The organism is Oerskovia sp. PE-21s (assembly GCF_056158145.1).
In genome coordinates this window covers 1-21883 of sequence record NZ_JBUXJM010000007.1, presented here as the reverse complement: position 1 = coordinate 21883, position 21883 = coordinate 1, and the positions used below count along the sequence as shown (strand labels likewise).

Sequence of the window (21883 nt, the reverse complement as noted above, 5' to 3'; positions counted from 1 at the left end):
CAGGGCCACCGGGATGTGCGTGCCGTCGGGGAGTGCGTCAGCCTCCTACGGCCTGCTCCCCCTCGGCGGGTACCTCGTCGGCCGGCGGCTCCTCTGCGGGCGGCGCCGGCGGCACGTAGGCCTCCCGCGGGGTGATGGTCTCGACCGCGACGCACTTCGCCGGGTTGGCCAGGGGCACCGCGGGGTCGATCTCCACGAGCTCCTCGTCCACCAGGTTCACGAAGTTCTCGCCGAGCACCAGGTCGACGCTCGCGTCCGCACGGTTGTCGAGCACCAGGACCGGGTCCTGGTAGTGCGCTGCGAGCGTGTACGCCTGCGCGACCCCGTTCACGCCGAACGAGATCTGCGTGCTGTGCTGGGTCGTGCCCTTGCCGGCGGGGGTCTGGAGATTGCCGACCAGGGCGATCGTGAAGCCGCGGTTGCGGAGGACCTGCTCGTTGGCGGCGCCCAGACCGCCCTTGCCCGTGGCGTTGAAGATCCGGACCTGGACGTCGCTGTAGGTGACAGGCAGGGTGCCCTCGGCGAGGCACGGGGTCTTCGCGTCGGCGATGACACCGTCGACCTTGGGAGAGCTGAACTGGCGGTCGAAGGGAGGCTCGACGGCACCCGTGTAGACCGCCAGGGCGCCGATGCCGGTGATCGCCAGGAACGCGACGAGCAGCCCGAAGACCACTGCCTGCCGCTCGTGCATGCGCCGTCGGCGGACGGTTCGAGAGGGATCGGAGCCAGGCTGCGTGGTCACGCCAGAAACCTACCCGACCGAGGGGGCGTTGAGCATGAGCACACGGGCGTGCAGGATGGCGCGCTGCTGCAGGGCTGCGCGGACCGCCCTGTGGAGGCCGTCCTCGAGGTAGAGGACCCCCTGGTACTCCACGACGTGCGCGAACAGGTCACCATAGAACGTCGAGTCCTCCGAGAGCAGGTTGTCGAGGTTCAAGGTCCGCTTGGTCGTCACGAGCTCGTCGAGCCGGACCTGACGGGGCGGGACGCTCGACCAGTCCTTGGGCGTGACCAACCCGTGATCCGGGTACGGGCGCCCGTCACCGACGGCCTTGAAGATCATGCGGGCCAGTCTAGGGGGAGCCCTCGGCGCGTTGCCGCGGATCGCGCCACGTCGCCCCACAACTCCACAGGCCCCGCACATCCGGCCCTCACTGCCCGCTCGGGGACCGGGGGCACGTCACGCACCTCCCACGTCCCGGCGCCGGAACCCGGCGTAGGCGACCGCGACGAGGGCTCCGGCGATCGCGGCCAGCACGAGCACGGGCCCGAGCGAGAACGGGTCGAGCGGCACCTGGGGCACGTGCGTGAAGGGCGACAGGTCGCGGACCCGCTGCGGCAGCCCGAACAGCTCGCCGAGCTGACCGACGACCAGGAAGACGGTGACGACGCCCCAGCCCAGGGCCACGAGCCGAGGCCGCCACGCGTACAGCACCAGGACGAGCCCGGCGACGACCAGGGCGGCCGGGACCTGCACGAGCCCGGCCCCGACGGCGTCGCCGAGAGCGTCGGCCCAGCCACCCGACACGAGCGCGTGCCCCAGACCCATCATGATCCCGGCCCACAGCGGGACGGCGACGACGCCCGCGACCAGCAGCACGACCGAGGCCGTCAGGTACCGCGTCCGGGAGGTGCCCGTCGCGAGCACCAGCTCGGCCCGACCAGAGGTCTCCTCGGCGTGGACCCGGGACACGAGCGTCACGGCGAACGCCGCCGCGGCGATCCCGACGAAGCCCATGATCGCGACCTGGAAGACCTGTGCGAGCGCCCCGGCCCCGCCGAGCTGCGCGATGACCTGCTGCATCTGCGGGGACGACCCGGCGACGTCGTCGACCGAGTCCAGCAGGAAACCGACGAGCAGGCAGTACGCCCCGACTCCCAGCGTCCACGACACGATGCCGGGGAGCTGGAGGCGCGTCGCGAGCGCGAGCGGGCTCACGAGCGACGCGGAACCGGCCGGCCCGGCGCGCGGCTGGACGAGGCCCGCGCCGAGGTCCCGCCCGAGCGAGAGCCGGGCTGCGACCGCCACGCCCGCGACGAACAGTACGAGGCACAGCAGTGCGGGACCCCAGGCGTTCGCGCCGAAGGGGTCGATCTCCTGGACCCACCCGACGGGCGAGACCCAGTGCAGCCAGTCCGCGGCGTCGATGTCGGCCACGCCGCGCAGCGCGTACCCCGCGACGAGCAGCAGGACGCCGATCGTGTTGGCGGTCCGCGACGACGTCGCGACCTGGGCGCACACGGCCCCGATGCCGGTCGCGGCCAGGCCGAGCGCCGCGAACTGGAGGCCGAACGCGACGGACGAGGCGCCGTCGGCCCCCTGTGCCACGAACATCGCGGCCATGGACGCGCCCGTGACCACGGACATCCCGGCCGCGACGAGGACCCCCGTCGCGAGCGGTGCGAGCGACCCCACGCGGGCCGCGCGCACGAGCTCGAGCCGGCCCGTCTCCTCCTCCTTGCGCGTGTGGCGCACCACGGTCAGCACGGCGAGGACGCCCAGCACCAGGACCATGAACAGGCCCACGCGCCAGGTGGCCGTCGAGGCGACGGACCCGGTGTGCTCGAGCGGCCCGAGCAGCGCGAGGAACGCGCTGTTGGTGCCCATGCTCGCGGCGAGCTCGTCGCGCTCGGCCTGCGTCCCGTAGACGGTGGCGACCGACGAGTACGTGACCGCGACCATGAGCAGCACCACGACCACGTACACGGGCAGGACGATGCGGTCGCGGCGCAGCGCGAGGCGGGTCAGGGCGCCCGTGCCCGCGAACGCTCCGCGCAGGGACAGGGGAGGGGCCGACACCCGCGACGGGGCCGGGGCCGTCGCCGACGAGGCGAGCGTGGTCATCTCAGGGCCTCGCCGTCGAGCAGGGCGAGCTCGTCGCCGTACTGCCGCAGGAACAGCTCTTCGAGCGAGGGAGGCTCGATCGTCAGGCCGTGGGGTTCGAGGTCGGCGAGCGCACGCGTGACCTGGGGCAGGGCGTCGTCGTCGACGTGGAAGGTCACGTGCGAGCCGTCGGCGACGAGGTCGTGGACCCCGGCCAGGCCCGCGAGACCGCCCGTGAGGTCGGAGGTACCAGCCGCGCCGGCTCTGCGCCCGGCCCCCGGCCCGACGGTCACGACGACCTTGGACCGCGTCAGGTGCCGCAGCTCGCGCAGGGTCCCGGACTGCACGGCGCGGCCGCCCCGGATGATCGTGACGGTGTCGCACAGCGCCTCGACCTCGGCGAGGATGTGGCTCGACAGCAGGACCGACGTGCCGCGCGAGGTCGCCTCGCGCACGCAGTCCTGGAACACGGCCTCCATGATCGGGTCGAGGCCCGACGTCGGTTCGTCCAGCACGAGCAGCTCGGCGTCGGCGCTCAGCGCGGCGACGAGCGCGACCTTCTGCCGGTTCCCCTTGGAGTAGGTGCCTGTCTTCTTGGTCGGGTCGAGCTCGAAGCGTTCGAGCATGCGGGCCTTGCGCCGTCCGTCGACGGCCGCGCCGCGCAGGCGCAGCAGCAGGTCGATCGTCTCGCCGCCCGAGAGCTGGGGCCAGAGCGTGACGTCGCCCGGGACGTAGGCGAGGCGCCGGTGCAGCGACACGGCGTCGCGGAACGGGTCGCCGCCCAGCAGGGTCGCGGTGCCGGCGTCGGGGCGCAGGAGGCCCAGCAGGACCCGGATGGTGGTGGACTTCCCGGCACCGTTGGGTCCGAGGAAGCCCGCGACCTCTCCGGCACGGACCGTGAGGTCGAGCCCGTCGAGGGCCTTGGTGGTGCCGAACGACTTGTGCAGGTCGTGGATCTCGACGGCGGGCCCGCGGGGGGCGGGGGCCGTGCGTGCGGTCGCGGTCATGGTTCCTCGTCGGGTGAGGGAGGGTGCGAAGGGGAGGGGGACGGTCGTGGGCCAGGGTCGGGCGGGAGCGGCGCCAAGGTACCCGACGGCGCCGCTCGCCCCGGAGGGACCGGCTGCGGACCGCGTCCGTCGTGCTGGGGCTACCGGGCCGGCGCTGCGGCCTGTCCGCGGGGTGGCGGCTCGGCGTACCGGAGGTATGCGTCGAGGAGCGTGCGGTCGGTGAGGAACCCGTCCGTGAAGAGCTCGATCGACGGCAGGCCGTGCCGGTCGACGTACCCGCGGACGACGGCCCCGGTGTCGCCCGGGTCGGCGGGCGGGTTCAGCGTGAGGTCGAGGAGGATCGTGCCGAGAGACTGCGTCACGAGGTAGCGGGCGCGCGCTCTCTCGTCGAGCGAGGGCTTGATGGTCCCGGTGGCGACCCCGTCCGCGACGTAGGCCACGGCGTCGTCGATCAAGCTCTCGACGAAGGAGCGGGCGAGGTCGCCGCCCTCCTGGAGGCTGCGGAGGACGTAGCCGAGCACGGGACCGTACTCCTCGATCGACGAGAGCTGCGCGAGGACGTCCATGGGGCTGCCGCGGGAGCCGTGCTCGTCGCCCAGGACGTTGCGCTTGTTCTCGCGGACGAGGACGAGGACGTGCTCGTCGCACGCACGGCGCAGCCCCTCCTTGGACCCGAAGTGGTGGATGACGAGTCCCGGGCTGACCCCGGCGTCGGCCGCGATGGTGCGGACCGGGACCCGGAATCCCTCGGACGCGAAGCGGAGCAGGGCGGCGTCGCGGATCCGGGCACGCCCGGTGAGGTCCGGGACGTCGGGCGTCTCCGGGACGTCCGACGTCCGCGGGCCCGTGCCGGTCGGGACCGGACCGGCAGCCGGGGGTGCTGAACGCATGTTCAACACGCTAAACACTTGTTCAGCAGGGCACAAGGGGTACGCCTCAAGAAGGCGTCAAGGTTCGAGGCCGTCGCCGACGCGGCCGGAGTGGCCGAGAGTCCGTCGCGAGGATGACGGCCGACCCTCTCCGGACGGACCGGCGGATCAGGGACGGACCAGGGGAGTCCCCGATGTGCGCGCACCGGGCCCCGGCGTACCGTCGAAGCATGAGCCACATCCTCGCCAGACCGCGCCACGGCGCCGTGATCGCCGGTGTCTGCGCGGGCCTCGCCCGCCGCTTCGACATCAGCCCGACGCTCGTCCGCGTCATCGCGGTCGCCTCGTGCATCCTGCCGGGACCGCAGGTCCTGGCCTACGTCGTCCTGTGGATCATGCTGCCCCGCGACCCCGAGTGAGCCCTCTGCCGCGTGCCCGTGGCCGTCAGAGCCGCAGAGCGAGCCAGCGCTGCGCGTACCGGTCGTCGTTGAACGCCGGGACGTCCACGTACCCGCGTCCCGCGTAGAGCGCCAAGGCCTCGACCAGGTCGTGCCGGGTGTCGAGCCGCACCACCTCGGCGCCGAGGTCCCGAGCCGCGGACTCGGCCGCGTCGAGCAGAGCCGTGGCGATGCCGCGTCCGCGGAACGCAGGGTCGACGAAGACGCGCTTGAGCTCGGCGGTCGGCGCGGAGGCGTCGCGTGCGAGCACGACGCCCGCGCACCCCGCGGCCACGGGGCCCTCGCGGCCGTCCGCCCAGGCGAGGTGGAACGAGCCTCCGGGAGCAGCCGGTCCCGAGGAGTCCTGGGCGGCGAAGCCCAAGACGAGGTCCTCCTGCGGGGTCGCGTGGCCGAAGAACCGGTCGCTCACCTCGGTGTAGTACCGGAACAGGATCGCCTGCGACTCCGGAGCGCGGACCGGGTGCTCCGCGACGCGCCAGGTCACCGCGAGGTCCGTGCGGAAGGGGCGGTCTGCAGGGGGCACGCCCGCCAGTATGCCCCGGGCGCACCGCGTTCCTGCCCGGTCGCCCGGGGCTTTTGTCCGGCAAGGGTCGGCATGGCACCATCCGAGGGTGCGCTCCCACCCCACCCGAACCGCCCTGCTGCCACTCTGCCTCGCCGTCGCCGCCATGACGCTCGCAGGATGCGTGTCCACCGCCTCGCCCATGGCGACCGCGGAGCAGACCCCCGCCGCAGCGCCTCCCGCGACGCCGATCTCGCCGTTCGACGGGGCGACCAGGGCGGGCGCGCTCCTGCTCGCCGCGGCAGGCGAGCTCGACCCGGCGATCCTCCCGGCGGGCTTCCACTACGTCGAGACCGTCGACCTCGACCTCTCGGAGTCGACGAGCTCGGTCTACGTCCAGGGGCAGCCCGGGGAGCAGGGGCCAGGGCTGTATGTCCACGCGGTGCACGCGGGCGTCACGGTCGAGAGCCTCGGCGACGACTGGACCCCCGAGGCCGTGCCCGAGCTCTCGGGCGAGGAGACGGTGACCGTGGCCTCGGACCCGGTCGGGCAGGACCGGTCGGTCGTCACGATCGACGCGCCCCCCGCGGGCACGGTGCGGCTCATCGGAGACGGCGTCTCGCGCGACGAGCTTCTCGCGACGGCGGAGCGTCTGCTCGACTCGGTGGGCTGACGTCTCGCCCACAGGTGCCCGCGAACGACGAAGGGCCCGCAGCGCACGCTGCGGGCCCTTCGGTCTGCGGAGGATGGGGGATTCGAACCCCCGAGGGCTTTTAACCCAACACGCTTTCCAAGCGTGCGCCATAGGCCACTAGGCGAATCCTCCGTGCTGCAGCGTCGACCCACGCGGGGCGTCAGGCAGCGTGTCGAGAATACCGGACGCCGGGCCTGCGACCGAATCGGCCCGTCCCGGGCGGTGTCCGGCACCGCCTTCCGGGACCGCGTCGGCTCGGGGGGACCGGTTTCGACCGGGGGGCCGGGGGCCGGTTTCGGACGACCGGCCCTCCTGGGCTAGGCTGGGTCCAGACCCCTCGTGCGGCGCTATCTCACTGAACTCCCCCAGGGCCGGAAGGCAGCAAGGGCAGGTGGGCTCTGGTGGGTGCACGGGGGGTCCTTTCATGCCCCGGCCAGATGTGGCCTGCGTCATAGACGACGCGGCGATATCGCCCCAAACCCGTACGTATCGCCTGCGACCAGCCACGATGTGGACGAAATTCCCTCCAGCATCTGGAATATCGACCATCGCAGTGGTTTTGAGGCGACGAGCGTGCGCATCATGGAGCCATGACCCGCCCCACGAGCACCGAGCTCACGACGCACCGCGCAGCCACCGGCTGCCGAATGTCGTGTCGCTCCGTCCTGCGTGGCGCCGGTCGAATGTGCTGTCAGCTCTGACCTGACCCCAGCACCGCACCGCCCGCTTCGCGAGCGCAGCCCGGAGACGACCGGAGCCCGCGCCGCAGCGCCCCGCCTCATCCCTTCCTGAACCACCGACCACCGGTGACGTGTCCTCGCGACGCGCGCTCCGTCGTCGGGCAGGAGGACGTTCCACCTCCCACCCCGTCACCACCGTGACGCTCCCTCACGGACGCCCTGCGACAACCGCCGGCGCCCGTCACCGGAAGGACAGACCATGCTCCGCAAGAACCTCACCCTCGCTGCGATCGCGGCCACCGCAGCCCTCACGCTCGGAGCGTGCGCCACGACCCCCACCGACAGCGGTGCCGCGGCAGGCAGCGCCGACGACGTCGTCAAGATCGGCGTGGTCGGCGCAGCCGACGACAAGTGGGCCGTGTTCGAGAAGGTCGCCAAGGAAGAGGGCCTGAACATCGAGATCGTCGACTTCGGCGACTACCAGCAGGCCAACCCGGCGCTCGCGCAGGACCAGATCGACCTCAACCAGTTCCAGCACCTGCAGTTCCTCGCGGGCTACAACGTCGAGGCCGGAGACGACCTCCAGCCCATCGGCGCCACCGCGGTCTACCCGCTCGCGCTCTACTCGACCAAGCACACGGCGCTCGAGGACATCCCCGCGGGCGGCGAGATCGCGGTCCCCAACGACGCGACCAACCTCGCCCGCGCGCTCCTGGTCCTCCAGGAGGCGGGGCTCATCGAGCTCAAGGACGGCGGCAGCTCGCTGTCGACCGAGGCCGACGTGCTCCCGTCCTCCAAGGTCAAGGTCACCCCCGTCGACGCCGCGCAGACCGCGATCTCGCTCCAGTCCGTCGACGGCGCGATCATCAACAACGACTTCCTCGAGGACGCCGGTCTCGCCCCCGAGGACGCCCTGTTCCAGGACGACCCCGACTCCTCGGCCTCCGAGCCCTACATCAACGTGTGGGTCGCCCGCGCCGCGGACAAGGACGACGAGACGCTCCTGAAGATCGCCGCCCTCTCGCAGAACGAAGAGGTCGTCGCCGCCGAGAAGAAGGCCTCGGGCGGCACCGCGGTCATCAAGGACAACTCCGCGGCCGACCTCCAGGAGATCCTCGCGGGGATCGAGGAGAACTACCGCGCCCAGGGCTGAGCCCTCGGCGTGAGCCACCGGTGCCCGACGACGTCACCCACCGTCGTCGGGCACCGGCGTCCCCTCGCCCGACGCACCACCAGCGTGTTCGACTGTCCGTACACGCGTCCCCCGCACACGGTGCGAGGTCACGCGGCCCTCACGAGGGGCCCGGCCACCGCACCCCCGCACGAGAGGTTCCTCCGTGAGCACCACCTCGGACACGATGGTCCGATTCCGCGACGTGACGAAGGTCTTCGGGACCGGCTCGTCCGCCGTGACGGCCGTCGACGGCGTCACCCTGGACATCCGGGCAGGTGAGATCTTCGGCGTCATCGGCTACTCGGGCGCGGGCAAGAGCACGCTCGTCCGGCTCATCAACGCGCTCGAGCCCGTCACCACCGGGAGCGTCGTCGTCGACGGGGACGAGGTGAGCGCACTCTCCGAGCGCGAGCTGCGGCCCGTGCGCGCGAGCATCGGCATGATCTTCCAGCAGTTCAACCTGCTGTCCTCACGGACCGTCGCCGGGAACGTGGCCTACGCGCTCAAGGTCGCGGGCTGGGACAAGCCGCGCCGCGAGGCCCGCGTCGCCGAGCTCCTCGAGTTCGTGGGGCTCTCCGACAAGGCCAAGGCCTACCCGTCGCAGCTCTCGGGCGGGCAGAAGCAGCGCGTCGGGATCGCCCGTGCGCTCGCCACGTCGCCCAAGCTCCTGCTCGCCGACGAGGCGACGAGCGCCCTGGACCCCGAGACGACGCGCGACGTGCTCGCGCTCCTGCGCCGCGTCAACGCCGAGCTCGGTGTGACGATCGTCGTCATCACACACGAGATGGACGTCGTGCGCTCGACCTGCCACCGGGTCGCGGTCATGGAGCACGGCAAGGTCGTCGAGGTCGGCGAAGTCTACGACGTGTTCTCCTCGCCGCAGGCCACCGCGACCAAGAAGTTCGTCGGGACGGCCCTGCGCGACCGGCCCGGCCCCGACGCCCTCGAGCGCCTGCGCCGTCGGCACCCCGGACGGCTCGTGACCGTCGGGGTCCACGAGGACGGGACCTCGGGCGCGAGCCTGACCCGGCTCCTGCGCGAGCACGGGCTCGACGGCTCCGTGGTGTTCGGTGGGATCTCCGAGATCGGGGAGCGGCCCTTCGGCTCGCTCACGCTCGAGCTCGCGGGCGACGACGCCACGATCGCGGCGTTCCTCACCGAGCTCGCGGCGACCACCGACGTCGTGGACCTCGGGACCGCCGCCGACCCCCGCGACGACCCGCGCGTCGTGGCCGGGGCGAGCGACGAGTCGGGCGAGGCCGACGACGCGACCGGGGCTCCGCCGTCGGGCCGGGTCGACGAACCCGACCCGCGCGACGCGTGGCAGAGCGAGAGATGGCCCGGGACGGGCAGCACCGGCACCTCGGGGCTCGGTCGCCCCGGCACGCAGGGGACCCAGCCCGGTGACTTCGGCACCGAGCCCGGCACGTTCGGAGGCAAGCGATGAACCGCGACTGGTCCACCCTGCTGCCGATCCTGTGGGACGCGCTCGGCGAGACGCTCTACATGGTCTCGATCGCGCTCCTCGCGGGCGGGCTCGGCGGCCTGGTCCTGGGGCTCGCGCTCTACTGCACGCGCAAGGGCAACCTGCTGGCGAACAGCGTGGTGTTCAACGTCCTCAACGTGCTCGTCAACATCGTCCGGCCCATCCCGTTCATCATCTTCCTGACGATGATCTACCCCGTGACGCTCGCGGTCGTCGGGACGACGATCGGCACCGAGGCGTTCATCCTGCCGCTGTCCGTCATGACCGCGTTCGGGACCTCGCGCATCGTCGAGCAGAACCTCGTGAGCATCGACCCGGGCGTGGTCGAGGCCGCGCGCGCCATGGGCGCCTCGCCCTGGCGGATCATCCGGACGGTCCTCATCCCCGAGGCGCTCGCGCCGCTCATCCTGGGCTACACGTTCATCTTCGTGGCCGTGATCGACATGTCCGCGATGGCCGGGTACATCGGCGGCGGCGGCCTGGGCGACTTCGCGATCCGGTACGGGTACCAGCGGTACAACTGGGCCGTCACGGCCGTGACGGTCGTGGTCATCATCGTGATCGTGCAGGTCGTCCAGTTCTTCGGCAACTGGCTCGCGCGCAAGGTCCTGCGGCGCTGAGGCGCGGCCGACGGCCGCGGGCAGCGCGGCCGTCGGCCCGCTGTGCGCGCTGTCAGCCACGCCGTCTAGAGTTGCCGGGGTGAGCACCGCCCTGTACCGCCGCTACCGGCCAGAGACCTTCGCCGAGGTCATCGGGCAGGACCACGTCACCGGACCACTGCGGCAGGCGCTGCGCAGCGGACGAGTGAACCACGCCTACCTCTTCTCCGGCCCTCGCGGCTGCGGCAAGACGACCTCGGCGCGCATCCTCGCGCGCACCCTGAACTGCGCACGCAACACCGAGGAGACGCCCGTCGACACCCCCTGCGGGGAGTGCTCGTCGTGCGTCGAGCTCGCGCGCGGCGGGTCCGGCAGCCTCGACGTCATCGAGATCGACGCGGCCTCGCACAACGGTGTCGACGACGCCCGCGAGCTGCGCGAGCGCGCGACCTTCGCGCCCGCCCGCGACCGGTACAAGATCTTCATCCTCGACGAGGCCCACATGGTCACGCCGCAGGGCTTCAACGCGCTCCTCAAGCTCGTCGAGGAGCCCCCGCCGCACGTGAAGTTCATCTTCGCGACGACCGAGCCGGACAAGGTCATCGGGACCATCCGCTCGCGCACGCACCACTACCCGTTCCGCCTCGTCCCTCCGGACGTCCTGGGTCCGTACCTCGAACAGCTCTGCGCCGCGGAGGGCGTGACCATCGGCACGGGCGTCGTACCCCTCGTGGTCCGCTCGGGCGGCGGCTCGGTGCGTGACTCGCTGTCCGTCATGGACCAGCTCATCGCGGGCGCGGAGGCCGGGAGCGTCGACTACGAGCGCGCCGTGGACCTGCTGGGTTTCACGCACGCCTCGCTGCTCGACGACGTCGTGGAGGCCCTCGCGGCCCGCGACGGCGCGAGCATCTTCCGGGTCGTCGAGCAGATCATCACCACGGGCCACGAGCCGCGCCGCTTCGTGGAGGACCTCCTCGAACGCCTGCGCGACCTCATCGTCATCTCCGTCTCGGGCGGCGCTGCGGACGCCGTGCTGCGCGACGTCCCGTCCGACCAGCTCGACCGCATGAAGACCCAGGCGCAGAACCTCGGCGCGGCTGAGCTCTCGCGCGCGGCGGACCTCGTCAACGCGGCGCTCACCGAGATGAGCGGCGCCACGTCGCCCCGCCTGCACCTCGAGCTCCTGTGCGCGCGCCTCCTGCTCCCCGGCGTGGACGACGGCGCCGCGGGGCTCGCGGCGCGCATCGACCGGCTCGAGCGAGGCGGCCTCGGGGTCGCGGGCATCGCGCCCGTCGCGGCCGCGCCGCGCCCGGGAGGTCCCGAGGGCCTCGTCGCCCCCGCGCCGCGTGGCCCGCGGGTCGAGGACGACGCACCCGTCGTCCCCGTGAGCGGGCTCAGCGGGGCTGCTGCCGCCCGGGCGGCGCTCCAGGCCCGCAAGGCAGGGGAGGGGGCGGCACCTGCGGCCGCCGAGCCGCAGGCCGCTGCGCTCACGAGCGACGTCGCCTCCGCGGGCGAGACGGCGGGTGCTGCGGGCGAGAGCGAGGACTGGCCCGTCGTCGTGCCGGTCGGCACGGGCGAGCCCGCGACGAGCGAGGTGGCGACGGACGCACCTGTCGGGACGCCGGTCGTCGCCTCCCCGGTCGAGGGTGGTGCTGCCGCGTCCGTCGCGCCGGACGACGCCGCCGCCCCTGCCGCGCACCTCGGTTCGGTGACGGCACCCGAGGACGCGCGGGTCGAGCCGGCTCCCGCACCTGCTGCGGCCACCCAGGCGCCCGTCGCGCCGGTGGCTGCGGTCCAGCCCCCGGCCGCCCCGGCGCCCGCCGCTCCGGCGCCCGCGTCGAGCGATGTCGACGCGCTCAGCACCGACGTCCTGCGTCGACGCTGGCCCGAGGTCCTCCAGACTCTGAGCTCGAGCCGCGTCACGTGGTCGCTCGTGAGCGGCAACGCGCAGGTCGGGGAGCTCACGCCGGACACCCTGTACCTCGCGTTCCAGACGCCGGCGCTCGCGCGGACCTTCTCCACGTCCCGGCACACGGGGGCCGTCCAGGAGGCCGTCTACCAGACCCTCGGCTTCCAGGTCCGGGTCGAGGCCCGCCTCGACGAGGGCGGCGGCTCGGCCCCGAGCGCTCCCGTCCCGGACGCGCCGCCTGCGCCGCGCCGGGACGAGCCGTCCGACGACGGCGCACCGGGCGCCCCTGCTGGTCCGGCCGCGGGAGGCCCCGCGCCGACCGCACCGCCGACCGCACCGTCGAACGGCCCCGGCGGTTCCGGACCTGAGGCCGTCGTGCCGGTCGGCGAGCCCGTCGGCGTGGTCTCGGCACCCGGGGGACCTGGGGTGCAGTCGGCCCCGTCAGCCCCGAACGGTCCGGGTGCTGTCCGGCCCTCGGGCCCCGGTGCGCAGGGAACGGCCTCCGTGCAGCACGGCGGCGTCGCGCTCCAGGAGCGCCCGGCAACCCGGCCCGCCTCCGCTCCCCGCACCGCGCCGGAGGCCGAGCCGGTCGTCAACGCGGCCGACGAGGCCTGGCTCGCGGGTCTGCCCGTGACCGAGCCCCCCGTCGACTACGACGAGGGCCACGAACCGCCGCCCGCGGAGCAGGGGCGAGCGGCGTCGTCGGGCAGCAGGCCTGCTCCCCGTCCCACCGCGCCTTCTCAGGCCTCCGCGCCGTCGGCGCCCAGCGCCCCGACGCCCGCCGTCCCCACCGGGCCCGCGCCTGGCGTGCGCGAGTCGCGCCGTCAGACCCTCGAACGGCAGGCCGCCGAGCAGAGGGCCCGACAGTCGTCGGCGCGCGTCGCGGTCTCGATGGACGACGACTCGCCGTCCGACGACGACCCGGACCTCGCGTCGTCGGGCCTGGTCGGCGCGCCGCTCGTGGCTCAGCTGCTGGGCGGCGTCGTGATCGACGAGACCATCGACACCGGGCTCTGACCGTGAGCCCGCGCGGCGAGCTCCACCACGTCGAGCTGTGGGTCGAGGACCTCGACACCGCGGAGAGCTCGTGGGCGTGGCTGCTCGACGAGCTCGGCTACACGCGCTTCCAGACGTGGGCCTCGGGCCAGAGCTGGCTGCGCGGGGCGACGTACATCGTGCTCGAGGCGAGCCCCGCCGTCCGCGCCGAGAAGCACGACCGCCTGCGCCCCGGCCTCAACCACCTGGCGTTCTCGGGCGGTCGCCCGAGCGAGGTGGACGACCTGGCGGCGCGCGCGGCCGAGCACGGGTGGAGCCTGATGTTCGCGGACGCCCACCCCTACGCGGGCGGCCCCCAGCACTACGCGGCCTACCTCGAGAACGCCGACGGCTTCGAGGTGGAGATCGTCGCGGCGGACGACTGACACGACGCCTGACACACGGCCCGCGACGCCTGCGCGCGGCGGACCTCGGAGTCGGTGGCGCCACGTAGGCTGGGGGAGTGTATGAAGGCGCGGTCCAGGACCTGATCGACGAGCTCGGCCGACTCCCCGGAGTCGGCCCCAAGAGTGCCCAACGCATCGCGTTCCACCTCCTCGCGGCCGACGCCGCGGACGTGCGGCGGCTCGCCGACGCGCTCACCGAGGTCAAGCTGCGCGTGCGGTTCTGCGAGATCTGCGGCAACGTCGCGGAGTCGGAGCAGTGCCGCATCTGCCGTGACCCCCGGCGCTCCGCAGAGGTCATCTGCGTCGTCGAGGAGCCCAAGGACGTCGTCGCGATCGAGCGCACGCGCGAGTTCCGCGGCAAGTACCACGTGCTCGGTGGGGCCATCAACCCCATCGACAACGTCGGCCCCGACGACCTGCGCATCCGCGAGCTCCTGACCCGGCTCGCCGACGGCGCGGTCCAGGAGGTCATCCTCGCGATGGACCCCAACGTCGAGGGCGAGGCCACGGCCACCTACCTCACGCGCATGCTCTCGCCCATGGGGTTGCGCGTGTCCCGCCTGGCGTCCGGGCTGCCGGTGGGTGGAGACTTGGAGTACGCCGACGAGGTGACGCTCGGGCGGGCGTTCGAGGGACGGAGGGTCGTCAGTGGTTGAGACCGAAGAGGCCGTGGGGTCGGACCTGAGGTCCGTCGCCGCCTCGGTGTCCGCGCAGGCGCGCACCTTCCTCACGACGACCGCCGAGGTCGCCTCGGGCGCCGCCCCGGAGGCCGCGATCCCGCTGCTGCTCCTGGCCACGTCGGACCTGCTGGCCGTCGGCGCACGGCTCGGCGCCATGATGGACGTCGTCCCGGACCAGCGCTTCGAGCCCGACGCCGGGCCCGAGACCGACCTCGACCCGTTGCGCGAAGGCCTGGCCCGGCTGCTCGACGGTCTCGACGACTACCCGGAGATCGAGGACCCCGTGCTGGGCGCGGTCGTCGGGCAGGCGTCGGTGTCCGGGGACATCGCGTGCATCGCCGAGGCCCTGGCCAAGGGGCTCCAGCACTACGACTCGGGCCAGGAGCTCGAGGCCCTGTGGTGGTGGCAGTTCTCCTACCTGTCGTTGTGGGGCGAGCGGGCCGCGAGCGCGCTGCGCGTCCTGCAGCTCGTGCTCGCGCACCTGCGGCTCGACGTCGAGGACGACGTCGCCGCCGAGGCGGAGTACGACGCGCTGCACGCCTGATCCACGACCGCCCGCGTCGTCGGGCGCAGGTCTGAGCGACGCCGGACGGGCGCGACCACGCGGTCGCGCCCGTCCTGACGTCACCCCTCACGCCACGCGCGTACCGCGCGGCAGCTTCACGGTCGGGATGCGCAGGCGACGCACGGCCAGCACCACGCCTCCCGCCCCGAGGAGCAGGTTCGCACCGAGGCCCCACGGCCAGACGGCGGAGTCGTCCGGCTCCGGGGCGTCGACGGGGCTCGCGCCCCCACCGCACCAGTCCTGCTCGGACGCGGGCCCCGTCCGGGCTGCACGCACGCCTGCGCGGATCAGCGACAGCGGGTCGGACGCCGAATAGTACGGGTCGCCGTCGTCCGCGTGCGTGGGCTCGGGGGCCGCGTCGGCGACGATCACGAACGGGTTGACCGCGAGGAGCCACCAGGTCCTCTCGGTGTGGGTCTGCGGAACGGTCACCGTCTCCCAGACGCACTCGGGCAGGTCGGTGGACTCCCAGTCGTGGTCGGAAGGCACGGTCCAGACCTGGATCCTGCTCTCCTGGGTGACCAGCGGGGTCGTGAGCCCGAACAGGAGCAGGCTCACGACCGTGAGCCCCGCGACGGTCAGGTAGGTCAGGACCGCGGAGCCCGACGTCTTGGTCGTGAGCGCCGAGAACCCGAGCCCGATCGCACAGACCACGGCGAGGAGCACCGCGAGCAGCAGGACCGTCGTGACGAGCGCCAGGAACGAGACCCCGCCCGCGACGAGCGCCCACGCGATGAACGGGATGCTCACGACGAGGAACGCGAGCGCCGCGCTCCACGCCGCGACGAGCTTCCCGACGACGATCTCCGCCGCGGTCAGCAGCGTCACCTGGAGAGTCGCGAGGGTCCCGGCGTTCCGGTCGCCGTTGATCGCGGAGGCGCTGAGCGTCGGGGCCACGAGCAGGCCGAGGAACAGGACGAAGAAGACCACGGCGCCGAAGATGATCGGGCCGTACTGCACGTCGGAGCCGTTGTCGTATCCCGTCGTGAAGGAGAGGGCCCCCGACGTCAGGAGCGTGATGCCGCCGACGACCACGAACCACACGACGAGCGCGATCTTCCACCGGGTCGAGCGCACGCGCTGACGCAGCTCGAGCGTCGCGACGGTCTTGACCCCGTGCCACGACAGCGACCAGTCGCCGCGCTTGTCCGGCGTGCTCGCGCTGCCCGTCGGGGCCGTCCCGGTCGGCTGGGGGGAGAGGAACTGCTGGGTGCTCATCGACGCTCCTCCTCGAGGGCGAGGTAGGCCTGTTCGAGGATGCCCCCGGCGGGGGCGCTCGCGACGACGGGGACCCCGGCGACGACCGCGTCGCGCAGGAGCGCTGCGGCCGAGGCGTCGCTGTCGAGGTCGACCAGCGCGGCGCCGTCGGGCTCGGTGCCGAACACGACCCCCGCCCCGGTGAGCCAGGTGTGCAGCGCGACCGGGTCGAGCGCGCGCACGCGCCACGTGCGCCGCGTCGTCGCGGCCTCGCCCACCGTCTCCGACGCGACGGTACGCCCGCGCGAGAGGAAGACGGCGTCGTCGGCCATCTCGTCGAGCTCGGTCAGCACGTGGCTCGAGATGAGGACGGTCTTGCCGCGGGCCGCGAGCTCGCGCACGAGGACGCGCAGGTCGACGCGCGAGCGCGGGTCGAGGCCGCTCGCGGGCTCGTCGAGCAGCAGGACGTCCGGGTCGTGGACCAGCGCGCGAGCCAGGCCCAGGCGCTGCTTCTGCCCGCGGGACAGGACGCTCGCCGGGCGGTCGGCGTACTCCTCGAGGTGCACCAGGGCCAGCAGCTCGGCCGCGCGCGCGGCTCCCACCGCGGCAGGGAGCCGGTAGGCGGCGGCGAACGTCGTGAGGACCTCGCGGGCCGTCAAGGAGTCCCAGGTGCCGAACGCGTCGGGCATCCACCCGGTGCGGGCGCGCGCCGCGAAGCTCTGCGTGACCGGGTCGAAGCCCGCGACGCGCACGCTGCCCGTGTCCGGGGTGAGGAGGCCCGCGAGGACGAGCAGGAGCGTCGTCTTGCCCGAGCCGTTGGGCCCCACCAGCGCCGTGACCCGGCCGGGGCGCGCCACGAGGTCCACGCCGTCGACCGCGCGCACCGCCCCGAACGCGCGCCGCACGCCCTGGGCGACGATCCCGCCGGGGGCGGCGGCGCCGTCGGGCGCGTGGTCCGGGCCCGGTGCCGCGGGCGCCTCGGGCGCCACGGGCACCTCCGGCCCGACGGCGTCGCTCCCCGACGGTGCGGTGGCGTCCTGGGCGGGTCGTGGTGCGGGAGGCGTCGCGGGCGGGTCGGCCTGTCCGGGTGGTCGGTGCTCTGCTGGATCCCCCTGGGGAGCCCCTGTGCTCGTCATGGCGCCGAGCGTAGCGGTGCACGCCCCGGAGCGGTGCAGCCCGCCCGGGTGAGGCCCGGGCGGCTCGTGCGCCTCCTGAGTGACCCCTCCGCCGTCGTGCAAGACTTCCGTGTGACCTGGGACCTCGCCGCGACGCTGCCTCTCGTGGCGCACGCGCCTCTCGCTGCTGGCGACGGGATCGTGCTGCCCGGCTCGGGCGGGCTCGAGCTCAACCTCCTGACGATCGCCCTCCTGGTCCTCGCGGGCCTGACCGCGGGCTGGATCGACGCCGTGGTCGGCGGGGGTGGGCTCGTCCAGCTCCCCGCGCTGCTGCTCGTCCCCGGGATCAGCCCGGTCCAGGCGCTCGCGACCAACAAGCTCGCGAGCATCATGGGCACGTCCGTGAGCGCGACGACGTACTACCGGCGCGTGGGGCCGGACCTGCGGACCGCGGGTCCCATGGCGCTCGCGGCGCTCGTGGGGGCGGTGGGCGGTGCTGCGCTCGCGTCGAAGATCCCCGCCGAGCTGTTCAAGCCCATCATCCTGGTGGTCCTGATCGCCGTGGCGGCGTACACGATCGCCAAGCCCAGGCTCGGCCACACGACGAACCTGCGCTGGGAGGGCAACGGCCACCGGTGGGCCGCCGCAGGGATCGGGCTCGCGATCGGGTTCTACGACGGGCTGCTGGGCCCCGGGACGGGGACGTTCTTCGTGATCTCGCTCGTCAGCATCCTGGGGTACGCCTTCCTGCCCGCCTCGGCGCTCGCGAAGATCGCGAACTTCGCGACCAACGCCGGGGCGCTCATCTTCTTCGTCCCCTACGGCGCGGTGCTGTGGGGTCTGGGGCTCGCGATCGGGGCCGCGAACCTGCTCGGCGCGTACGTCGGGGCGCGCATGGCCGTGGCCAAGGGCAGCGGGTTCGTACGGGTCGCGTTCGTGGTCGTGGTGGGGGCGCTCATCTGCAAGCTGGGGTACGACGTCGTCACGAGCCTGGGGGAGTGACCGTGCGCGAGGAAGGGGTGTCGGGCGTGGCGGCGGTCGTCCTCGATCTCGACGGGACGCTCCTCGACCACGACGGGTCCGCGCGGGCGGCGCTCGCGGCCTGGCTGCCGAGCCTCGGCGTCGAGGCGACCGACGAGCTGGTCGCGGCGTGGTTCGCGGCCGAGGAGAGACATTTCTCCGCCTGGAGCTCGCGCGAGATCACCTTCGCGGAGCAGCGTCGGCGGCGCCTGCGCGACGTCCTGCCGCTCGCGGGCCTCGACCTGGACGTCGACCTGGGGAGCGACGCCGAGCTCGACGAGGTCTTCGCCGGGTACGCCGCGCACTACGAGGCGTCGTGGACCGCGTACGACGACGTGGAGCCGATGCTCGCGGTGCTCCAGGACCTGCCCGTGCGGCTGGCCGTCCTGACGAACGGGACCGACGAGCAGCAGCACGCCAAGCTCGGCGCCGTGGGACTCGTCGGTCGCCTGGGGCCCGTGTTCACGGCCGAAGGGCTGGGCGTCGCCAAGCCGGACCCGCAGAGCTACCTGCTGGTCTGCGCCGCGCTGGGGGTCGATCCGCGCGACGTGCTGCACGTCGGGGACCGGTACGACCTCGACGTCGTCGCCGCTCGGGCTGCAGGGCTCCGGGCCGTGCACCTGGACCGCACCGGACAGGGGCCGTTCGAGGAGCCCGCGCGCATCACGTCGCTGGCCGGGCTGACCCGGCTGGCCGGGCTGGTCTTGCGGGGAGGGGCGTGACGGCGCCGGAGGGCACCGGTCGCCCGGGGCCGAGACGGGTGGTCCGGTCCGAGACGGGTGGCTACGCACCTGACGGCGAGACCCGTCTCGTGCGCGAGCACCCGTCTCGCGGGCGGTCGCAGGTGACCGGCTGCCCACCCGCCGCCGAGAACGGGATGGAGGTCGCCAACGGCCTGGAAACGGCCCGAACCCCGTTCTCGGCGCCCGACCAGCACGGCGTCGGCGCTGGTCAGCGGGCGACCCCGGCCGCATCCTGAGCCCCCTCCCGGCGACCCCGGGCCCCGGGCTATCATCGACCGACTCGTAAAGCACCCGGCGGGCCGTTGAGAGAGACGGAGGCCGGCGACGTAACGGAGCAGCAAGTGGCACTTGTCGTGCAGAAATATGGTGGCTCGTCGGTAGCTGATGCGGAGAGCATCAAGCGGGTGGCGAAGCGCATCGCAGAGACCAAGCGGGCCGGACACGACGTGGTCGTCGTGGTCTCGGCCATGGGTGACACGACGGACGAGCTCATCGATCTCGCCCAGCAGGTCACCCCCCTCCCTCCCCAGCGCGAGATGGACATCCTGCTCACGGCAGGCGAGCGCATCTCGATGTCGCTGCTGGCGATGGCGATCAACAACCTCGGTGTGAAGGCGAAGTCGTTCACGGGCCAGCAGGCCGGCGTGATCACGGACGCCGTGCACGGCAAGGCGCACATCGTCGACGTCGTCCCGCACCGCATCCGCGAGACCGTCGAGAGGGGCTCGGTCGCGATCGTCGCCGGGTTCCAGGGCGTCACGCAGAGCACCAACGACGTCACGACGCTCGGCCGCGGCGGCTCGGACACCACGGCCGTGGCGCTCGCGGCGGGCCTGAGCGCCGACGTGTGCGAGATCTACACCGACGTCGACGGCGTGTTCACCGCGGACCCGCGCATCGTGCCGACGGCCCGCAAGATCGACCACATCTCCTACGAGGAGATGCTCGACATGGCGGCGAGCGGGGCCAAGGTCCTGGTGCTTCGCTGCGTCGAGTACGCGCGCCGCTACGGCGTGCCCATCCACGTCCGTTCGTCGTTCTCGACGAAGGCCGGGACGATCGTGTCGAACGACGCGCGCTCCGTGCCGAACGTCCCCCAGCAGGCTCCCGGCTCCCCGGCCGGCAACGAGGCAGAGGTCATCATGGAAGCTCCGATCATCTCCGGCGTCGCGCACGACCGCAGCGAGGCCAAGATCACCGTCGTCGGCGTCCCGGACGTGCCGGGCACGGCCGCACGCATCTTCGAGGTCGTGGCCGGTGCGGGCGCGAACATCGACATGATCGTCCAGAACGTCTCGGTCGCGGCCACGGGCCTGACGGACATCTCGTTCACGCTGCCCATGGACGACGGCGCCCTCGCGACCACGGCCCTGGACGCCGTGCGCGAGGAGATCGGCTTCGCGTCGCTCCAGTACGACGACCAGATCGGCAAGGTCTCGCTCATCGGGGCGGGCATGAAGTCGAGCCCGGGCGTCTCGGCGCAGCTCTTCGGTGCGCTGCGCGACGCGGGCATCAACATCGAGATGATCTCGACGTCGGAGATCCGTATCTCGGTCGTGACCCGCGCCGACAGCCTCGACGACGCGGTGCGGGCCATCCACACCGCGTTCGAGCTGGACGGCGAGAGCGAAGCAGTCGTCTACGCCGGCACCGGCCGTTGAGCGAGGAGAGAACCATGAGCAACCAGAACTCTGCAGGCCTCGTCGTCGGCGTCGTCGGGGCGACCGGTCAGGTCGGCGCCGTCATGCGTCGTCTGCTCGAGGAGCGCGACTTCCCGGTCGCGCAGATCCGCTACTTCGCGTCGGCGCGCTCCGCGGGCAGCACGCTGCCGTGGAAGGGCGAGGACGTCGTCGTGGAGGACGCGGCCACGGCCGACGTCTCGGGCCTCGACATCGCCCTGTTCTCCGCGGGCGGCGCGACCTCGAAGGCGCAGGCCGAGCGGTACGCTGCTGCGGGCGTCGTCGTGATCGACAACTCGTCCGCGTGGCGCATGGACCCGGACGTCCCGCTGGTCGTCTCGGAGGTCAACCCGGAGGCCATCCACGAGGCGCGCAAGGGCATCATCGCGAACCCGAACTGCACCACCATGGCCGCGATGCCGGTCCTCAAGCCGCTCGCGGACGAGGCCGGTCTGGAGCGCCTGATCGTGGCGACGTACCAGGCGGTCTCTGGCGCGGGGCTGGCCGGTGCGGCCGAGCTGCGCGACCAGGCGGTCGCGGGCGCCGAGCAGGACCTCACGGGTCTGGTGCACTCGGGCAGCGCGGTCTCGTTCCCCGCGCCGGACAAGTTCCCGCGCAACATCGCGTTCAACGTGGTGCCGCTCGCCGGCTCGATCGTGGACGACGGCGAGGAGGAGACCGACGAGGAGAAGAAGCTCCGCAACGAGTCGCGCAAGATCCTCGGCCTCCCGGACCTGCTGGTCGCGGGCACGTGCGTGCGCGTCCCGGTGTTCACGGGTCACTCGCTCGCGATCCACGCCGAGTTCGGGCAGGCCATCTCGCCGGACCGTGCGCGCGAGCTGCTCGCGGTGGCTCCGGGGGTCGCGCTCTCGGACGTCCCGAACCCGCTCGAGGCCGCAGGTGCCGACCCGTCGTTCGTGGGCCGTATCCGTACCGACCAGAGCGTGCCGGGCGGTCGCGGCCTGGTGCTGTTCGTGTCGAACGACAACCTCCGCAAGGGTGCCGCGCTCAACGCGGTGCAGGTCGCGGAGCTGGTCGCGGCGGACCTCGCGAGCAAGGCGTCGACCCCGGTGTGACCCGGCTGTCAGAACCAGCGTGACCCCGAGGTCGCGCTGGTTCTGACACGGACGACGCATCGCAGTGCCCGACGGCGCCCCTCACCTTCTGGTGGGAGGGCGCCGTCGTGCTGCGTGCCGTCCCCGAGAAGTGAGCTGTGGCCCCTGATCCGACGGGATCAGGG

Annotated in this window: 20 protein-coding genes, 1 tRNA gene, 1 other RNA gene and 1 pseudogene; 14 read left to right on the top strand and 9 right to left on the bottom strand. The window is 73.0% G+C overall.

From position 1 onward, the window contains the following. Window positions 1-37 precede the first annotated feature (37 nt). From ACZDYF_RS13980 to ACZDYF_RS13960, 5 genes are all read right to left on the bottom strand, one after another. On the bottom strand, window positions 38-742 hold the full coding sequence (locus ACZDYF_RS13980; protein WP_475058006.1) for a LytR C-terminal domain-containing protein: 705 nt from the start codon (window positions 740-742) through the stop codon (window positions 38-40). 9 nt (window positions 743-751) lie between these two features. Further along, a complete protein-coding gene (locus ACZDYF_RS13975; protein ID WP_138822644.1) occupies window positions 752-1063 on the bottom strand; it encodes a type II toxin-antitoxin system VapB family antitoxin in 312 nt (103 codons plus the stop codon). Between the two features lie 117 nt (window positions 1064-1180). Further along, window positions 1181-2845: an ABC transporter permease gene (locus tag ACZDYF_RS13970; protein WP_475058001.1), complete on the bottom strand. Its 1665-nt coding sequence runs from the start codon at window positions 2843-2845 to the stop codon at window positions 1181-1183. Beyond that, window positions 2842-3831 (bottom strand): ABC transporter ATP-binding protein, encoded by a 990-nt coding sequence (locus ACZDYF_RS13965; protein WP_475057996.1) that lies wholly within the window; start codon window positions 3829-3831, stop codon window positions 2842-2844. Before ACZDYF_RS13965 ends, ACZDYF_RS13970 begins: the two co-directional genes overlap by 4 nt. 140 nt (window positions 3832-3971) lie before the next feature. After that, the gene (locus tag ACZDYF_RS13960) at window positions 3972-4721 is read right to left on the bottom strand and encodes a TetR/AcrR family transcriptional regulator (protein ID WP_475057991.1); all 750 of its coding nucleotides are present in this window, start codon (window positions 4719-4721) and stop codon (window positions 3972-3974) included. A gap of 209 nt (window positions 4722-4930) precedes the next feature. On the opposite strand from ACZDYF_RS13960, the gene ACZDYF_RS13955 reads away from it, so the two are divergent. After that, a complete protein-coding gene (locus ACZDYF_RS13955; protein ID WP_191789655.1) occupies window positions 4931-5119 on the top strand; it encodes a PspC domain-containing protein in 189 nt (62 codons plus the stop codon). Between the two features lie 25 nt (window positions 5120-5144). Here the strand turns inward: ACZDYF_RS13955 and ACZDYF_RS13950 are convergent, their stop codons facing one another. Then, window positions 5145-5681, bottom strand: coding sequence for a GNAT family N-acetyltransferase (locus ACZDYF_RS13950; protein ID WP_475057982.1), 537 nt, complete (start codon window positions 5679-5681; stop codon window positions 5145-5147). Between the two features lie 163 nt (window positions 5682-5844). On the opposite strand from ACZDYF_RS13950, the gene ACZDYF_RS13945 reads away from it, so the two are divergent. After that, a complete protein-coding gene (locus ACZDYF_RS13945) occupies window positions 5845-6333 on the top strand; it encodes a hypothetical protein (protein ID WP_475057975.1) in 489 nt (162 codons plus the stop codon). 67 nt (window positions 6334-6400) lie between these two features. On the opposite strand, the gene ACZDYF_RS13940 is transcribed toward ACZDYF_RS13945, so the two are convergent. Beyond that, window positions 6401-6486 (bottom strand) — tRNA-Ser (locus tag ACZDYF_RS13940). A gap of 196 nt (window positions 6487-6682) precedes the next feature. Between ACZDYF_RS13940 and ffs the strand changes: the two genes are divergently transcribed. The 8 genes from ffs (at window position 6683) to ACZDYF_RS13900 (ending at window position 14868) form a co-directional block, all read left to right on the top strand. Then, window positions 6683-6779, top strand: an RNA gene (gene ffs / locus ACZDYF_RS13935) — signal recognition particle sRNA small type. 514 nt (window positions 6780-7293) lie between these two features. Beyond that, window positions 7294-8187: a MetQ/NlpA family ABC transporter substrate-binding protein gene (locus ACZDYF_RS13930; RefSeq protein WP_475057972.1), complete on the top strand. Its 894-nt coding sequence runs from the start codon at window positions 7294-7296 to the stop codon at window positions 8185-8187. Between the two features lie 184 nt (window positions 8188-8371). After that, entirely contained in the window at window positions 8372-9655 is a 1284-nt protein-coding gene (locus ACZDYF_RS13925) for a methionine ABC transporter ATP-binding protein (protein ID WP_475057969.1), read from the top strand. Continuing rightward, the gene (locus tag ACZDYF_RS13920) at window positions 9652-10314 is read left to right on the top strand and encodes a methionine ABC transporter permease (protein ID WP_138822662.1); all 663 of its coding nucleotides are present in this window, start codon (window positions 9652-9654) and stop codon (window positions 10312-10314) included. The genes ACZDYF_RS13925 and ACZDYF_RS13920 overlap by 4 nt, the downstream gene beginning before the upstream one ends. A 79-nt stretch (window positions 10315-10393) precedes the next feature. Next, window positions 10394-13219, top strand: coding sequence for a DNA polymerase III subunit gamma and tau (locus ACZDYF_RS13915; protein ID WP_475057962.1), 2826 nt, complete (start codon window positions 10394-10396; stop codon window positions 13217-13219). Between the two features lie 2 nt (window positions 13220-13221). Further along, the gene (locus ACZDYF_RS13910) at window positions 13222-13623 is read left to right on the top strand and encodes a VOC family protein (RefSeq protein WP_204809916.1); all 402 of its coding nucleotides are present in this window, start codon (window positions 13222-13224) and stop codon (window positions 13621-13623) included. A gap of 77 nt (window positions 13624-13700) precedes the next feature. Beyond that, complete coding sequence (gene recR / locus ACZDYF_RS13905; RefSeq protein WP_138822666.1) at window positions 13701-14300, top strand: recombination mediator RecR; 600 nt, start codon at window positions 13701-13703, stop codon at window positions 14298-14300. Continuing rightward, on the top strand, window positions 14293-14868 hold the full coding sequence (locus ACZDYF_RS13900; RefSeq protein ID WP_191789650.1) for a DUF5063 domain-containing protein: 576 nt from the start codon (window positions 14293-14295) through the stop codon (window positions 14866-14868). Before recR ends, ACZDYF_RS13900 begins: the two co-directional genes overlap by 8 nt. 87 nt (window positions 14869-14955) lie before the next feature. Here ACZDYF_RS13900 and ACZDYF_RS13895 read toward each other — a convergent pair whose 3' ends face one another. Together ACZDYF_RS13895 and ACZDYF_RS13890 are read right to left on the bottom strand one after the other, a co-directional pair. Beyond that, complete coding sequence (locus ACZDYF_RS13895; RefSeq protein ID WP_475057955.1) at window positions 14956-16107, bottom strand: ABC transporter permease; 1152 nt, start codon at window positions 16105-16107, stop codon at window positions 14956-14958. Then, window positions 16104-16964: pseudogene (locus ACZDYF_RS13890) on the bottom strand (ABC transporter ATP-binding protein); the annotation flags it as partial. The gene ACZDYF_RS13895 and the pseudogene ACZDYF_RS13890, both read right to left, overlap by 4 nt. 441 nt (window positions 16965-17405) lie before the next feature. Here ACZDYF_RS13890 and ACZDYF_RS13885 point away from each other — a divergent pair. The 4 genes from ACZDYF_RS13885 (at window position 17406) to ACZDYF_RS13870 (ending at window position 21719) form a co-directional block, all read left to right on the top strand. Continuing rightward, the gene (locus ACZDYF_RS13885) at window positions 17406-18203 is read left to right on the top strand and encodes a TSUP family transporter (protein WP_475058839.1); all 798 of its coding nucleotides are present in this window, start codon (window positions 17406-17408) and stop codon (window positions 18201-18203) included. Continuing rightward, window positions 18200-18943 carry an HAD family hydrolase gene (locus ACZDYF_RS13880; protein WP_475057951.1) on the top strand — a complete coding sequence of 248 codons (744 nt, stop codon included), beginning with the start codon at window positions 18200-18202 and terminating at the stop codon, window positions 18941-18943. Before ACZDYF_RS13885 ends, ACZDYF_RS13880 begins: the two co-directional genes overlap by 4 nt. Before the next feature lie 362 nt (window positions 18944-19305). Then, window positions 19306-20625, top strand: a complete 1320-nt coding sequence (locus tag ACZDYF_RS13875; RefSeq protein ID WP_475057947.1) for an aspartate kinase — start codon at window positions 19306-19308, stop codon at window positions 20623-20625. 14 nt (window positions 20626-20639) lie between these two features. After that, window positions 20640-21719 carry an aspartate-semialdehyde dehydrogenase gene (locus tag ACZDYF_RS13870; protein ID WP_475057941.1) on the top strand — a complete coding sequence of 360 codons (1080 nt, stop codon included), beginning with the start codon at window positions 20640-20642 and terminating at the stop codon, window positions 21717-21719. Window positions 21720-21883: the final 164 nt, after the last annotated feature.

Bases quoted from the DNA above. Each gene is read 5' to 3' on its own strand.
- ACZDYF_RS13975 (WP_138822644.1), bottom strand. From the start codon at position 1,063: ATGATCTTCAAGGCCGTCGGTGACGGGCGCCCGTACCCGGATCACGGG.
- ACZDYF_RS13955 (WP_191789655.1), top strand. From the start codon at position 4,931: ATGAGCCACATCCTCGCCAGACCGCGCCACGGCGCCGTGATCGCCGGT.
- ACZDYF_RS13895 (WP_475057955.1), bottom strand. From the start codon at position 16,107: ATGAGCACCCAGCAGTTCCTCTCCCCCCAGCCGACCGGGACGGCCCCG.
- ACZDYF_RS13930 (WP_475057972.1), top strand. From the start codon at position 7,294: ATGCTCCGCAAGAACCTCACCCTCGCTGCGATCGCGGCCACCGCAGCC.
- ACZDYF_RS13920 (WP_138822662.1), top strand. From the start codon at position 9,652: ATGAACCGCGACTGGTCCACCCTGCTGCCGATCCTGTGGGACGCGCTC.
- ACZDYF_RS13870 (WP_475057941.1), top strand. From the start codon at position 20,640: ATGAGCAACCAGAACTCTGCAGGCCTCGTCGTCGGCGTCGTCGGGGCG.
- ACZDYF_RS13965 (WP_475057996.1), bottom strand. From the start codon at position 3,831: ATGACCGCGACCGCACGCACGGCCCCCGCCCCCCGCGGGCCCGCCGTC.
- ACZDYF_RS13970 (WP_475058001.1), bottom strand. From the start codon at position 2,845: ATGACCACGCTCGCCTCGTCGGCGACGGCCCCGGCCCCGTCGCGGGTG.
- ACZDYF_RS13960 (WP_475057991.1), bottom strand. From the start codon at position 4,721: ATGCGTTCAGCACCCCCGGCTGCCGGTCCGGTCCCGACCGGCACGGGC.